This window comes from Pseudomonas sp. P1_C12 (assembly GCF_056406435.1).
The window spans coordinates 377,481-391,237 of the sequence record NZ_JBFUAE010000002.1; the positions used below are offsets into that span (position 1 = coordinate 377,481).

Sequence of the window (13,757 nt, forward strand, 5' to 3'; positions counted from 1 at the left end):
CGAGCCCTTGATTACCGCAAAAAAGACGATAAATACTGAAGGGGCACGGCCATCGGGCGCCTGCGCGCCCGACCACGGTCACATCTTGTTGAACAGGCCCAGTTGAGAAATCTTGCTGAACGCCAACTGCGCCGCCTGCAACATGGTCTGCTGCAAGGTCAGGCGAGTCATGACTTCAGCCGGGTCCGAATCGCGAATCGACTTCTGGCTGGCGCTGTTCGCCAGGGTCAGGCTCTCGTTGGTCGCGGTCTGGTTATCCAGTGCCTGACCGCGGGCACCGATCGTGGTGATGGCCGAGCCGATCTGGTTGGCCGCACTGTCGATGTTGCCCATTCCCGACTCCATGGTGCCCAGCAACTTCTGCTTGGCCACCGGGTCGCCATCGATCGGCGTGTTCAACGCGGTGATCATCTGTCCGAGAGTGTCGAGCACGTTCTGGGTCTGATGGTTGTTGGACTGAATCACGAACTGGTCGCCGGACGCCGGGGCGCCACCGCCCAGGGCAAAGGTCACGCCTGCTGCGGTGGCGTTGCCGCCCGCCACTGTGCCCGACGAAACCGGTTTGCTGTCGGCGGTGATCGGCGCGGCATACAGGTCGAAATTGCTGGCACTGGTGAACTTGAGGATCGCCCCGCCCGACGGGAAGGCGTTGGCGTAATCCATCGGGTTGGTCACGCTGGAACCGGTGATGACCGCGGTTGACGAGTTACCGGCGCTGCGCGACGTGTTGAAGGTGTCCGACGTGGAAGACAGATTGAAAGTATGGCCGGCGATCACCGCATCCGGGTTGGTATCACCGGTTTTGAGGTTGATGTTCAACTTCAGGTCGACGCCACGGAAACTGACCGTCTGGTTGGCGCCATTGGAGTTACTGACCAGGCCGTTCTGACTGGCTTCGGCGGTCACGTCGTTGCCCAGCGAGTCGGTGATCTTCAACTGGGTGCTGCTGAGGAAACTGACGGTGTAGGGCTGGCCGCCAGTGAACTTCGCGTTGTAGGTGGAGCTGGTGCCGACCGTACCGTTGGACAGCACCACGCGACCGTCATCCACCACCGGAGCGGTCATGGTGGTCTGGGTGCGACTGGTGTTGATGGTCTGCTGGAACGCACTCCAGCCAGTGGTGTTGGTCCCGACCGTCATGCCATCGCCAATGCCAAGGTCGATGGTGGTCTGGTCACCGTTGTAGCTGTAGGTGCCGTCCGAGTTTTTCGAGTAAGGCGCGGTGTCGGTTTTCGAACCGGAGAACACGTAGTTGCCGCTGGCATCCTTGGCGTTCATCAGGCCCAGCACTTGTTGCTGGATCTGGCCCAGCTCTGACGCATAGGCCTTGCGGTCCGCGTCGGTGGCAATGCCATTGCTGGCGGCGAGGGCCAGTTCCTTGGCGCGCTGCAAAGCGGTACCGATGGAGTCGAGCGTCGTTTCCTGCAGGCTCAACGCACTCTTGGTGGTGTTGATGTTGGTGCCGTACTGATCAAGCATCGCGCTCTGCTGACCCAGTTGCAGCAAACGACCGGCACCGATCGGATCATCGGCGGCAGTGTTGACGCGGATCTGGCTGCTGATTTCGTTGCTGGTCGCGATGGCCTTGTTGAAGTTGCGCTGGTAGTTGGCAGCGGTGATTTCGTAATACTGGGCGGTGGAAATGCGCATGAATTACGACTCCTTAAAGGCTGTTGATCAGCGTGGTGAAAATTTCCTGCGCAGCCTTGATGATCTGCGAAGACGCGGTGTAGTACTGCTGGTACTTGACCAGGTTGCCGGTTTCTTCATCCAGGTCGACCCCGGAGTTCGAATCCCGTGCCCCTTTGGCGTTGTCCAGGATCGCCGTGGTGGCGTCGCTGTCGGACTTGCCCTGGGCAGCCTTGGCGCCGACGTTGGTCACCAGTTTGTTGTAGGCATCGGTCAGGCTGATACCCTTGCTCGCCGTGCCGGTGTCTACGGTCTGTCTGGTTTGCAGCCCCACCAGCGCCTGAGCGTTGCGGTTGTCCGAAGACGCCGCGCCAGTCAGGTTGATGGTGAAGCTTTCGCCGCTGGCTGGCGTGGCGCCGACCGTGGTCTGCACGGTGAAGGTCTTCTGCACGGCTGGCGTGACGCTGGTGTCCATGACCGGAGCACCGCTGGCATCGAGCATGCCCACTTTCAGATTCAGCGTGTTGCTCTGGCCGGGAACGATGGTGCCGGTGCCGATCGAATTGCCCTTGGCATCGACCATGTTGTAGCTCTGGCTACCGCCGCTGGCCGCGCCGAACACCAGTTTGACCGGCGTCGAGTTCTTGAGCGCGGTCTGCATTTCTGCCTGGGCCGTCGGGTTGTAGATGTCGAGGGTGCTGGTCAGTGTCGGCTGGGTGTAGGTGCCGGTGTTGTTGGCAGTGGTCACGCCGGTCAACGGTGCTGCGGCCGCGATTTTTTTCGGGTCGGTGAGCACGGTCTGGATACTGGTCGCCGCGCCACGGGTCGGCGTCACCTTGAACGAATCGCCGGCGCTCAGCGCACCGCCGTTCAGGTTCAGGCTGAAACCGTCGATTACCGGAGCCGGGGTCGTCGTGGTGCTGAACGCGCCCATGTCGGTGCCGTCCGAGCGCTTGACGGTGTAGTTGGTCGCGCTGGTGAACGTCACCTGATAGTCGCTGGTGGTCAGCTTGCCGGTGTCCTTGATGGTGACATCCAGGTTGCCGGAGCCGGCACTGTTGCCTGCCGCCGCAATGCTACGCTGACTGACCAGCGCGGCACTGTTGATGTTGTTGAAGATCGCCGCGCCGAAATCACCGTTCTTGTCGATGCCCTGCGCCTGCTGGCTGTTGATCTGGTCGGCCACCACCAGTGCCACGCGCCCCAGCTCATTGAGCGAAGGGTCGAGGACTTCCTTGCGATACGTCAACAGGCCGCCGATTTCACCGCCGCTGACCACCGAGGTCACGTCGATGGTGCTGGAGCCACGGTTGAGCTGTAGCGCCATGCGCGATGGATCGTCCTTGCCTGGCACGGTTTGCAGTGTATTGGTGGTGTTGCCGACCACCAGTGGCTGGCCGCTGCCGATGTAGACGTCGTAGCTGTTGCCGCGCTCGACCACCTGGGTACCGACCAGCTCGGACAGTTGGCGCACGGCTTCGTTGCGCGAGTCCAGCAGGTCGTTTGGCTGGTTGGTGCCGGTGGAGAGCTCGGAAATCTTCTGGTTGAGTGTGGCAATCGTGGTGGACAGCTTGTTCACCTGGTCCGCCATGTCGCCCAGGCTGCCGTTCAGGTTGGTGTTCTGGTCGTTCAACTGCTTGGCAATCGAATTGAAGCGGGCGGACAAGGCCTGGGCACCGGTCAGCACCGACTGGCGGGACGTGTCGTCGGTGGCCGAGGTCGAAACGCCTTGCATCGAGGTGAAGAATTTTTGCAGCACACCGGTCAGCCCGGTGTTGGAATCGGAAAGCGTGGCGTCCAGCGGCGTGGCCTGTGCGTTGTACGACGTAGCTTCGCTGTCGAGCGAGGTAGCGGTACGCAGCTGCGAATCGAGATACGAGTTATACACGCGACGCACATCGGCCAGCGTTGTGCCGGTACCGATGAACACGTTGCCGTACTGAATCGAGCCTTTGGTGCTCTGCACAGATTGCTGGCGCGAGTACCCGGCGGTGTCGACGTTGGCAATGTTGTTGCCGGTCGTCACCAACGAGTTATGGCCAGCACTCAGCCCCGACATCCCGATATTGAGCAAACTCATGGTTCAGACCTTATACCTTGTGCCTATAAAGGCGTGGTGGAAACGCCCGCCGCAGCGTAGTTCTGGTAACTCGTCATCTGCTTGGCTATCTGCGAAATCTTGCTTGCGTAGTCCGGGTCGGTTGCGTAACCGGCCTTCTGCAACTCGCGTACAAACTGTTCTGGGTTATCGGCCGACTTCACGACATCTTGATAGCGATTATTGGTCTGCAGCAAAGTCACAAGGTCATGGAAACTGTCCTTGTAGGAATCGTAGGAGCGGAACTCGGCCGTCTCCTTGACCATCTGCCCATTGCGGAATTCGCTGGTGATCGCCCGCGCCGAATTGCCCTGCCAGCTGTTGCCGGCCTTGATGCCGAACAGGTTGTGGCTGCTGCTGCCGTCCTGCTGGCGCATGACCGACTTGCCCCAACCCGTTTCCAGGGCCGCCTGGGCCACCAGGTAACGTGGATCGACACCGATCCGGGCCGCCGCGTCCTTGGCCATCGGCAACATGGTGTTGACGAAATCGTCGGCGGAGCTGAAAGCCTTCTTCGGTGGCGCCAGAGGAATCTGCGCCATGGCGCGACCGTAAATCTGCATGCCGCCCGCGGAGGATTGCTGTGCGTTCGCCAGCCAGTCGCCGTTGTACAACGGACCCGAACCGGTAGAGGCCGTGCGCTCCGGCAACTGCGTTTTATTGACTGCCACAGCGGTGGTCGTCGCCGAAGGCACCAGCCCGGCCAACAGACGATCAGCCAGCTTCGGCGGCAATGCCAGGCGCCGCTGATTGATCAGCACCATGTCATTGCGATGAGCGCCCTCGCCCGCCTCTTGCTGCGCATGGACCGAGCGCGAGGCCCACAACGGACGCTGGCCGTTGACCCGCGACAACGGCCCGTTGAGCGCAACCGTGCCAGCCGCCACCGGCGTTTGTGCAGCCGCTTTCGCCGCTTCTTGCCTGGCAGCCGACGCGGCGGCGGCCTCGCCCGGAGCCAGCGGTTTGTTCTTCGACATCTGGCGCATCAGCACGTCCGCCAGGCCGATACCACCGCCCTCGCGGGACATGGAGACGGCCAGCTGCTGGTCGTACATTTCCTGGTACTGCTTGGCCGCCGGGGTGTTCATCGGATTGTCCTGACCCAATGCTTCGGTGGCCGAGCGCATCGACTTGAGCATTTCCCCGAGGAACAGCGACTCGAACTCCTGCGCCACCTTGCGCATGTTGCCATCGCTGTTCGTGTCGCCGACCTTGAGCTGATTCAGACGATTGAGGTCCGAATAGGAGCCCGAATCGCTGCTGCTGACCAGACCACTCTTGCGCATATCCACGATGGCCGTCCTCAGATCACGATCAGGTCGGCTTGCAGGGCGCCTGCCTGCTTCAGCGCTTCGAGGATGGCCATCAAGTCACCCGGTGCCGCGCCGACCTGGTTCACCGCCCGCACGATCTCGTCGAGGGTGGTGCCCGGGCCGAACTTGAACATCGGCTTGGCTTCCTGCTGGGCGTTGACCTTCGAACGCGGCACCACCGCCGTCGTGCCATTGGACAGTGGGCCGGGCTGGCTGACGATCGGGTCTTCGGTGATGGTCACGGTCAGGCTGCCGTGGGTGACGGCGGCCGGAGAAACCTTGACGTTCTGGCCGATCACGATAGTGCCGGTGCGGGAGTTGATGATGACTTTCGCCACCGCCTGGCCCGGATCGATTTCGAGATTTTCCAGGATCGACAGGTAGTCGACACGCTGGCTTGGATCGAGCGGCGCGGTGACGCGAATCGAACCGCCGTCGATGGCCTGGGCCACGCCAGGGCCGAGCATGTCGTTGATCTTGTCGACGATGCGCTTGGCGGTGGTGAAGTCGGAACGGTTGAGGTTCAGCGTCAGGCTGTTGCCCTGGTTGAAACCGCTCGGCACCGCACGCTCCACCGAGGCACCACCGGGGATGCGACCGGCCGACGGAACGTTGACGGTGATCTTCGAGCCGTCGCGACCTTCCGCATCGAAACCACCGACTACCAGGTTGCCCTGAGCCACCGCATAGACGTTGCCGTCGATACCCTTGAGCGGTGTCAGCAGCAAGGTGCCGCCGCGCAAGCTCTTGGAGTTACCGATGGACGAAACGGTGATGTCGACCTGCTGCCCCGGCTTGGCGAACGCCGGCAAATCGGCACTGATCGACACCGCCGCGACGTTCTTCAACTGCACGTTGCCCGAACCCGGCGGCACCTTGATGCCGAACTGCGAGAGCATGTTGTTGAAGGTCTGCAGGGTGAACGGAGTTTGCGTCGTCTGGTCACCGGTGCCGTTAAGCCCGACCACCAGGCCGTAACCGATCAACTGGTTGGAACGCACGCCGGAAATGCTGGCGATGTCCTTCAGGCGCTCGGCGTGCGCGTTGAACGCGGCGGACAGCATCAAGGCGGCCACCATGAGGTGTTTAAGATTCAAACGGACCACCTAGAAAGGGAACAGCGGGCTGAGGAAGAAACGGTCGAACCAGCCTGGCTGACTCGCATCGGCGAACGAACCGGTGCCCGAGTAGGTGATGCGCGCATCGGCGACACGAGTCGACGACACGGTGTTGTCGGTAGAGATGTCATCGGCGCGAACAAGGCCGGCAATCCGCACCAGCTCATCGCCAGTGTTGAGCGTCATCCACTTCTCGCCGCGTACCGCGATGATGCCGTTGGGCAACACATCGGCGACGGTCACGGTGATCGAGCCGGTCAGGGTGTTGCCCTGGGCTGCCTTGCTGTCGCCCTTGGTCGCGCGGTCGCCTTCATAGCTGGCGTCCAGACTCAGGTCACCACTGCCAAACGGATTGTTGGTGTTGGGCGTGGAGCCGAACAGCGAGGTCAGGCCGATGCTGGCCTTGCTGTTCTTGCCAATTTGCGAGTTGGCGTTTTTGCTGGCCTGGGTCCTTTCGTTCAGGGTGATGGTGATGATGTCACCGATCCGGAACGCCTTGCGGTCGCTGTAGAGGTTCTGTTCGAAACCGGCCTGATAGATCGAGCCGTTGTTCGCCGCCGCCGGCAATGGCGTACGCGGCAACACCGGCGCGTAGTAAGGGTCATTGGGCTTGGGCGTCGCAGGCACGCAACCTGCGAGCGCGGTGATCCCACTCAGTGCCAGAACAGATACATAGCGATTCATGACCCTACCTCACGGTGTTGCAGGCAGCCTCATGGCCGCACATAGACTTGATTACAGATTCTGCGTTACGAACGAGAGCATCTGGTCGGCGGTGGAGATCACCTTGGAGTTCATCTCGTAGGCGCGCTGGGTGGTGATCATGTTGACCATCTCCTCAACGGTGCTGACGTTGGACGTTTCCAGGGTGTTCTGCAGCGTGGTGCCGAAACCGTTCAGACCCGGAGTGCCGACTTGCGGCGCGCCACTGGCGGCGGTTTCCAGGAACAGGTTGTTGCCCACTGCCTGCAGGCCGGCCGGGTTGATGAAGTCGGCGGTTTGCAGGTTGCCGATCACCTGGGCAGCCGGGTTGCCGGCAACGGTGATGGACACGGTGCCGTCGCGGCCGACCGTGAAGGTCTGCGCGTCGTTCGGAATGACAATCGCCGGCTCCAGGGCAAAGCCGCTGGCGTTGACGATCTGGCCGTTGGAGTCCAGGTGGAACGTACCGTCACGGGTGTAGGACGTGGTGCCATCCGGTTGCAGGATCTGAAAGAAACCGCGACCGTCGATGGCCATGTCCAGTGGCTGCTCGGTGGTTTGCAGGCTGCCGGCGGTGAAATTTTTCTGGGTGCCGACGATGCGCACACCGGTACCCAGTTGCAGACCCGACGGCAGTTCGCTGTCCTGGGTCGACTGGGCGCCTGGCTGGCGCTTGATCTGGTAGAGCAGGTCCTGGAACTCGGCGCGGTCACGTTTGAAACCCGTGGTCGACACGTTGGCCAGGTTGTTGGAAATGGTGGTCAGGTTGGTGTCCTGAGCGGACAGGCCTGTCTTGGCAACCCATAGAGCCGGAAGCATTCGATTCTCCTCGTGCGCCTGTTTTACGGCGCGACGTTCTGGTAATTAGCTGATCTGCAAGACCCGAGCCATGGCCTGGTCATCGTCTTTGGCGGTGTTCATCATCTTGATGTGCAGCTCGAACTGCTTGGACAAAGCCAGAACCGAGGTCATCTCTTCCACGGCATTGACGTTGCTCGACTCGAGGAACCCGGACACCAGCTTGACGCCGGCATCGGCCTGCGCAGGCGCGCCGTCCTTGGTGTGGATCGAACCATCCAGGCCCTTGGTCATGTTCTTGAGGTCCGGGTTGACCAGCTTGATGCGGTCGACTTCAGCCATCACCCGGGGACCTTCGCCCATCGCACGGATGCTGATGGTGCCGTCCTCTCCGACTTCGATCTGCTGCTCCGGCGGCACCGCAATCGGCCCGCCATTGCCCATGACCGGCATGCCGTTGCCGGCGCGCAGCACGCCCAGGGCGTCAACGTTCAGGCTGCCGGTGCGCACATAGCTTTCACCGCCATCGGGATTCTGTACGGCAATCCAGCCGTTGCCTTGCACGGCAACGTCGAGGTCGCGGCCGGTTTCCACCAGTGAGCCAGGGGAGAAATCGGTGGCCGGGCGTTCGGACATGGCAAACGCACGCGCCGGAAAGCTGTCACCGAACACCGGCATTGAACGAGCTTGCTCCAGGTCTTTCTGGAAGCCGTTGGTGGAGATGTTCGCGAGGTTGTTGGCATGCGCCTTTTGCGCCAGTGCATTCTGGCTGGCGCCGGTCATTGCCACATAAAGGTACTTGTCCACACTCTTTCCTCTGCCTGCCGGACGTTTGCCGCCCACTGCTGTACTGCTGAGCCATAAGCAATTTGCAGACCAACTTGTTTTTGGCGGCGCCAGGCCCGGCAAACAGGGGACTTGGGGGATTCAGAGGGGATTTGTGATTTGTATCAGAGACGAAAAACCGGCGGTGTCATGCCGGTGGGTGGCAAGTGCCGGCCTCTTGAGTGACTGATCTATCGCCTTCGCGAGCAAGCCCGCTCCCACATTTGGAATGCGTTCCCCTGTGGGAGCGGGCTTGCCCGCGAAGAGGCCGGCACAAACGCAGCAGGCCTCAGCTATGACTCAGTCTTGCCCACCTCATATTCACGCAACTTGTTGGCAATGGTGGTATGCGAAACCCCGAGCCGCTTGCCCAGTTGCCGACTGCTCGGATGCTCGGAATACAGCCGCTCCAGCACCGCCTTCTCGAAACGCCCGACGATCTCGTCCAGCCCACCCTCCAGCGAAAAATCGCCAAGGGGTTGGCGCACACCATAGTCCGGCAAACGAATGTGCTCGGCCTTGACCGTCCCGCCGTCGCACAAAGAAACAGCCTGGAACAGCACGTTCTCCAGTTGCCGCACGTTGCCCGGCCAATGGTAGTGACTGAGCCGCTCCATGGCCGCCGGGGCGAGTTTGGGCAGCGGGCAACCAATCTGCCGGCTGGCCTGATCGAGGAAGTGCTCCACCAGCGGCGTCAAGCCGTCGAGGCATTCGCGCAGCGGCGGGATGTGCAGCGACAACACATTCAAGCGGTGATAGAGGTCCTGGCGGAACTCACCGCGAGCGCACAGTTCAGACAGATCGACCTGGGTCGCGCAGATCACCCGCACATCAAGGTAGACCTCTTCATCACTGCCCACACGACGGAAGCAACCGTCCTGCAAAAAGCGCAGCAACTTCACCTGCAAGCGCGGGCTCATTTCGCCGACGCCATCGAGAAACAGCGTGCCGCCCGCCGTCAGCTCCAGCAACCCGAGCTTGCCTTCGGCCCGCGCCCCCTCAAAGGCACCCGGGCCGTAACCGAACAACTCCGTCTCGGCCATGGACTCCGGCAGACCTGCGCAATTGAGTGCCATCAACGGCGACTGCCCACGAGGACTGGCCAAATGGCAGGCCCGCGCCAGCAACTCTTTGCCGGTGCCGGTCTCCCCTTCGATCAACAGCGGCGCATCCAGTGGCGCCATGCGCCGCGCTTCGCGCACCACGGCGGCCATGACTTTCGAGCTTTGGAAGATGCTGTCGAAGCCACGCAATTCCTGCTTGCGCACGTTGTAGATGCGCTCGCCCACCCGGTCCGCTCGATGCAACGTCAGCACCGCACCGGCCATGGCTTCGCTGTCGTCATGCTCCGATTGCAGTGGCGCGATGTCGGCCAGGAACACGTCACCCTTGACCTTGACCCGCAGCCCGTTGATCCGCGACTTGTTGGCGCGCACCAGTTCCGGCAAATCGAAATCCTCGGCGTAGCGCGACAGGGGAATCCCCGGCACTTCGTCGACCCGCACCCCGAGCAACTGCGCCGCTGCCCGGTTGGCCGCGACGATGGAACCGCCCATGTCGATCGACAGCACCGGAAACTCCAGCGCACCGAGCAGAGCGTTGAGCTCCATGTGCCGACGCTCGCTGGGCATCAGCCCTACACGCTTGACGCCAAAGACCCCGGCAATCGCTTCGAATTTCGGGCGCAAGGCCTGGAACTGAATGTTGATCAGGTTCGGGCAATGCAGGTAAATGGCGTTGCCATGCTCACCACCCACCTCACCGCGGGCCACGTTGATCCCGTACTCCACCAGCAGATTGAGAATGTCGCGCAGGATGCCGATGCGGTTCTGGCAGTGGACTTTGATACGCATATAAATGGCCTGAAAAAACGGTGAGTAAGGTGCGCAGGGATAATTTCTGCTGAGGCGCTCAGATAGTCGTCAAGATTATGTGACAGATGTAGGGCTTTTCCCACCCACCAATCTCAACATCTGCGCGATGACGGCCGATACGTAACGAAATCTTTACGATAATTAAGGGGTTTTCCCGCACAGGACGCCGCTCACCTGCTGCAACGATGCAATTGATGGAGTATTTCTAGGTCCATAGCAGTACATAACAAGAACGAAATCCCCTAGCAGGAGAGCAGCATGAAGCAGACGCAATACGTGGCTCGCGAGCCCGATGCGCAAGGTTTTATCGACTACCCCGCCGAAGAACACGCGGTGTGGAACACGCTGATCACCCGTCAACTGAAGGTGATCGAAGGGCGTGCGTGCCAGGAGTACCTGGACGGTATCGAAAAACTCGGTCTGCCCCACGACCGCATTCCTCAACTCGGCGAAATCAACAAGGTCCTCGGTGAAACCACCGGCTGGCAAGTTGCCCGGGTTCCCGCACTGATTCCCTTCCAGACTTTTTTCGAATTGCTGGCCAGCAAGCAGTTTCCGGTGGCGACCTTCATTCGTACCCGCGAAGAACTGGACTACCTGCAAGAGCCGGACATTTTCCACGAGATCTTCGGTCACTGCCCGCTGCTGACCAACCCGTGGTTCGCCGAATTCACCCACACCTACGGCAAACTCGGCCTCAAGGCGTCCAAGGAGGAACGTGTGTACCTGGCGCGCCTGTACTGGATGACCATCGAGTTCGGCCTGGTCGACACCCCGCAAGGCCAGCGCATCTACGGCGGCGGCATTCTGTCTTCTCCGAAAGAGACCGTGTATTGCCTGTCGGACGAGCCTGAGCATCAGGCGTTCGATCCGCTGGAATGCATGCGCACGCCCTACCGCATCGATATCTTGCAGCCACTGTACTTCGCGTTGCCAAATCTCAAGCGTCTGTTCGACCTCGCTCACGAAGACATCATGGGCATGGTCAAGCAAGCGATGCAGATGGGTCTGCACACACCGAAATTTCCGCCAAAACCAAAAGCCGCGTGATCCGCCGCTTTTAGAATCAAGTGAGCCTGTCAGAAACCATCGCTTTGGATTAGCGTGGTAGCACTGAGGGCCGATTTCCCAACATTCGATTTCAGGAACACATCATGACCGCATTAACTCAAGCCCATTGCGAAGCCTGCCGCGCCGACGCCCCACAGGTCAGCGACGAAGAACTGCCGATCCTGATCAAGCAGATCCCGGACTGGAACATCGAAGTACGTGACAGCATCATGCAGCTGGAAAAGGTCTTCCTGTTCAAGAACTTCAAGCACGCCCTGGCGTTCACCAACGCCGTCGGTGAAATCTCCGAGGCCGAAGGCCATCACCCGGGCCTGCTGACCGAGTGGGGCAAAGTCACCGTGACCTGGTGGAGCCACTCGATCAAGGGGCTGCACCGCAACGACTTCATCATGGCCGCGCGCACTGACGAAGTGGCGAAGGACGCCGAGGGCCGCAAATAATGCATTTCGACGCCATCGGTCGAGTACCTGGCGACCCGATCCTCGGCCTGATGGAGGCCTACGCGCAGGACCCGAACCCGCGCAAGTTCGATTTGGGCGTGGGCGTCTACAAAGACGCCCAGGGCCTGACACCGATTCTCCAGTCGGTGAAGCTTGCCGAGCAACGTCTGGTGGACAGTCAGTCCACCAAGACCTACATCGGCGGTCACGGCGAGCCGGCGTTCGGCAAAGCGATCAATGAGCTGGTGCTGGGCGCCGACTCGAAGCTGATCAGCGCACAACGCGCCGGCGCCACCCAGACTCCGGGCGGCACCGGGGCTTTGCGCCTGAGCGCGGACTTTATCGCCCAATGCCTGCCGGGCCGCGGCGTGTGGCTGAGCAACCCGACCTGGCCGATCCACGAAACGATTTTTGCGGCAGCCAAGGTCAAGGTCAGCCACTACCCGTACGTGGGCAGTGACAACCGGCTCGACGTCGATGGCATGCTGGCGGCGCTCAATGAAGCGCCCAAGGGTGACGTGGTCTTGCTGCACGCCTGCTGCCATAACCCGACCGGTTTCGACCTGTCCCAGGATGACTGGCAGAGGGTACTGGAGGTGGTACGCAAGCGCGAACTGCTGCCATTGATCGACTTCGCGTATCAAGGATTCGGCGATGGCCTGGAGCAGGATGCCTGGTCGACCCGGCTGTTCGCCGCCGAGTTGCCGGAACTGCTGATCACCAGCTCTTGCTCGAAGAACTTCGGCCTGTACCGCGACCGCACCGGCGCACTGATTGTCTGCGCGAAAACCGCCGACAAGCTCACCGACATTCGCAGCCAACTGGCCAACATTGCCCGCAACCTGTGGTCGACGCCGCCGGATCACGGGGCGGCCGTGGTCGCGACCATCCTCGCTGATCCGGAGCTGAAAAACCTCTGGGCTGACGAAGTGGAAGCCATGCGCCTGCGTATCGCCCAACTGCGCAGCGGTCTGGTGGAAGCGCTGGAGCCTCACGGTTTGCGCGAGCGCTTCGCGCACATTGGCGTGCAACGCGGGATGTTCTCCTATACCGGGTTGTCGCCTGAGCAAGTGAAGAACCTGCGGGACAACCACAGCGTGTATATGGTCAGTTCGGGACGGGCTAACGTCGCAGGTATTGATGCCACGCGTTTGGATCTGCTGGCCGAGGCGATTGCGAAGGTCTGCAAATAACCTTCAAACACTGCAAATCCCCTGTAGGAGCGAGCCTGCTCGCGATAGCAGAGTGTCATTCAACATTGATGTTGACTGATACACCGCTATCGCGAGCAGGCTCACTCCTACAATTATTTCTGCGCCAGTGTTATCGATCTGTCTATACAACCCCATCCGTCGAAACAAATGGATATAAAAGTCCGTTTGTCATTTTCAGTGCGGTATCCTGCCCAGGCTTTTTTTAAAGCGCGGATCTACCAGATCTATCAACAGACTTAGCGAGGAGCGCGACTATGCACGAGATTCCTAATCTCCCCTTCCCAAGCCTGCACGAACCTGAGCAGACGACCACGCAGCAAGCCGGAGCCCAACAGCCCGAGCCGAAAGAAGCCACTGACAGCCGCCAGGCTGACAGAGAAGACTGAAACACCCGCCGTACAGACCGTGTGGAAAGCGCTAACATGCGCTTTCCACACTGCCTGAAACGAGAACTCTATCCATGACCGATGAATTCAGCGAAGCGCAGGCCAGCGTCCTGATCGGCACCGCCGAGAAAATGATCGAGATCTGGAATCGCCTCTCTCCCGAGAAACAAACCGCCTTGCTCGCCCGCTTCGGCACCCAGGAAAATGCGCTGGCCGCCCTGGTCACCACGCAGCTGGTCGCTCCCGTCAAACCTGAATGACAGCGCCCGGCAAATAGTTTTACTTTTTC

The 13,757-nt window shown here is 60.8% G+C and carries 12 protein-coding genes; 4 read left to right on the forward strand and 8 right to left on the reverse strand.

The window, feature by feature from the left end:
• Window positions 1-78: 78 nt before the first annotated feature.
• The 8 genes from AC1D19_RS04740 to AC1D19_RS04775 form a co-directional block, all read right to left on the reverse strand.
• Window positions 79-1,650 carry a flagellar hook-associated protein 3 gene (locus AC1D19_RS04740; RefSeq protein WP_477762539.1) on the reverse strand — a complete coding sequence of 524 codons (1,572 nt, stop codon included), beginning with the start codon at window positions 1,648-1,650 and terminating at the stop codon, window positions 79-81.
• 13 nt (window positions 1,651-1,663) lie between these two features.
• On the reverse strand, window positions 1,664-3,709 hold the full coding sequence (flgK, locus tag AC1D19_RS04745; protein WP_477762540.1) for a flagellar hook-associated protein FlgK: 2,046 nt from the start codon (window positions 3,707-3,709) through the stop codon (window positions 1,664-1,666).
• Between the two features lie 23 nt (window positions 3,710-3,732).
• Window positions 3,733-5,019, reverse strand: coding sequence for a flagellar assembly peptidoglycan hydrolase FlgJ (flgJ, locus tag AC1D19_RS04750; protein WP_477762541.1), 1,287 nt, complete (start codon window positions 5,017-5,019; stop codon window positions 3,733-3,735).
• An 11-nt stretch (window positions 5,020-5,030) separates the two neighbouring features.
• Window positions 5,031-6,119: a flagellar basal body P-ring protein FlgI gene (locus tag AC1D19_RS04755; RefSeq protein WP_477762611.1), complete on the reverse strand. Its 1,089-nt coding sequence runs from the start codon at window positions 6,117-6,119 to the stop codon at window positions 5,031-5,033.
• 27 nt (window positions 6,120-6,146) lie between these two features.
• Entirely contained in the window at window positions 6,147-6,842 is a 696-nt protein-coding gene (flgH, locus tag AC1D19_RS04760) for a flagellar basal body L-ring protein FlgH (RefSeq protein ID WP_223547427.1), read from the reverse strand.
• A 51-nt stretch (window positions 6,843-6,893) separates the two neighbouring features.
• Window positions 6,894-7,679 (reverse strand): flagellar basal-body rod protein FlgG, encoded by a 786-nt coding sequence (gene flgG, locus AC1D19_RS04765; RefSeq protein ID WP_007975316.1) that lies wholly within the window; start codon window positions 7,677-7,679, stop codon window positions 6,894-6,896.
• Between the two features lie 45 nt (window positions 7,680-7,724).
• Window positions 7,725-8,465, reverse strand: a complete 741-nt coding sequence (locus AC1D19_RS04770) for a flagellar basal body rod protein FlgF (RefSeq protein WP_477762542.1) — start codon at window positions 8,463-8,465, stop codon at window positions 7,725-7,727.
• 311 nt (window positions 8,466-8,776) lie between these two features.
• On the reverse strand, window positions 8,777-10,336 hold the full coding sequence (locus tag AC1D19_RS04775) for a sigma-54-dependent phenylalanine hydroxylase transcriptional regulator PhhR (RefSeq protein WP_008021363.1): 1,560 nt from the start codon (window positions 10,334-10,336) through the stop codon (window positions 8,777-8,779).
• 279 nt (window positions 10,337-10,615) lie between these two features.
• On the opposite strand from AC1D19_RS04775, the gene phhA reads away from it, so the two are divergent.
• The 4 genes from phhA to AC1D19_RS04795 all read left to right on the forward strand — a co-directional run bounded on the left by phhA (window position 10,616) and on the right by AC1D19_RS04795 (window position 13,728).
• The gene (gene phhA, locus AC1D19_RS04780) at window positions 10,616-11,407 is read left to right on the forward strand and encodes a phenylalanine 4-monooxygenase (protein ID WP_104449926.1); all 792 of its coding nucleotides are present in this window, start codon (window positions 10,616-10,618) and stop codon (window positions 11,405-11,407) included.
• A gap of 104 nt (window positions 11,408-11,511) precedes the next feature.
• The gene (locus AC1D19_RS04785; RefSeq protein WP_046037728.1) at window positions 11,512-11,868 is read left to right on the forward strand and encodes a 4a-hydroxytetrahydrobiopterin dehydratase; all 357 of its coding nucleotides are present in this window, start codon (window positions 11,512-11,514) and stop codon (window positions 11,866-11,868) included.
• Window positions 11,868-13,061 (forward strand): amino acid aminotransferase, encoded by a 1,194-nt coding sequence (locus AC1D19_RS04790; RefSeq protein WP_477762543.1) that lies wholly within the window; start codon window positions 11,868-11,870, stop codon window positions 13,059-13,061. The genes AC1D19_RS04785 and AC1D19_RS04790 overlap by 1 nt, the downstream gene beginning before the upstream one ends.
• A 481-nt stretch (window positions 13,062-13,542) precedes the next feature.
• Window positions 13,543-13,728, forward strand: coding sequence for a hypothetical protein (locus AC1D19_RS04795; protein ID WP_477752385.1), 186 nt, complete (start codon window positions 13,543-13,545; stop codon window positions 13,726-13,728).
• Window positions 13,729-13,757: the final 29 nt, after the last annotated feature.

Bases quoted from the DNA above. Each gene is read 5' to 3' on its own strand.
- AC1D19_RS04740 (WP_477762539.1), bottom strand. From the start codon at position 1,650: ATGCGCATTTCCACCGCCCAGTATTACGAAATCACCGCTGCCAACTAC.
- flgK (WP_477762540.1), bottom strand. From the start codon at position 3,709: ATGAGTTTGCTCAATATCGGGATGTCGGGGCTGAGTGCTGGCCATAAC.
- AC1D19_RS04755 (WP_477762611.1), bottom strand. From the start codon at position 6,119: ATGGTGGCCGCCTTGATGCTGTCCGCCGCGTTCAACGCGCACGCCGAG.
- flgH (WP_223547427.1), bottom strand. From the start codon at position 6,842: ATGAATCGCTATGTATCTGTTCTGGCACTGAGTGGGATCACCGCGCTC.
- flgG (WP_007975316.1), bottom strand. From the start codon at position 7,679: ATGCTTCCGGCTCTATGGGTTGCCAAGACAGGCCTGTCCGCTCAGGAC.
- AC1D19_RS04775 (WP_008021363.1), bottom strand. From the start codon at position 10,336: ATGCGTATCAAAGTCCACTGCCAGAACCGCATCGGCATCCTGCGCGAC.
- phhA (WP_104449926.1), top strand. From the start codon at position 10,616: ATGAAGCAGACGCAATACGTGGCTCGCGAGCCCGATGCGCAAGGTTTT.
- AC1D19_RS04785 (WP_046037728.1), top strand. From the start codon at position 11,512: ATGACCGCATTAACTCAAGCCCATTGCGAAGCCTGCCGCGCCGACGCC.
- AC1D19_RS04790 (WP_477762543.1), top strand. From the start codon at position 11,868: ATGCATTTCGACGCCATCGGTCGAGTACCTGGCGACCCGATCCTCGGC.
- AC1D19_RS04795 (WP_477752385.1), top strand. From the start codon at position 13,543: ATGACCGATGAATTCAGCGAAGCGCAGGCCAGCGTCCTGATCGGCACC.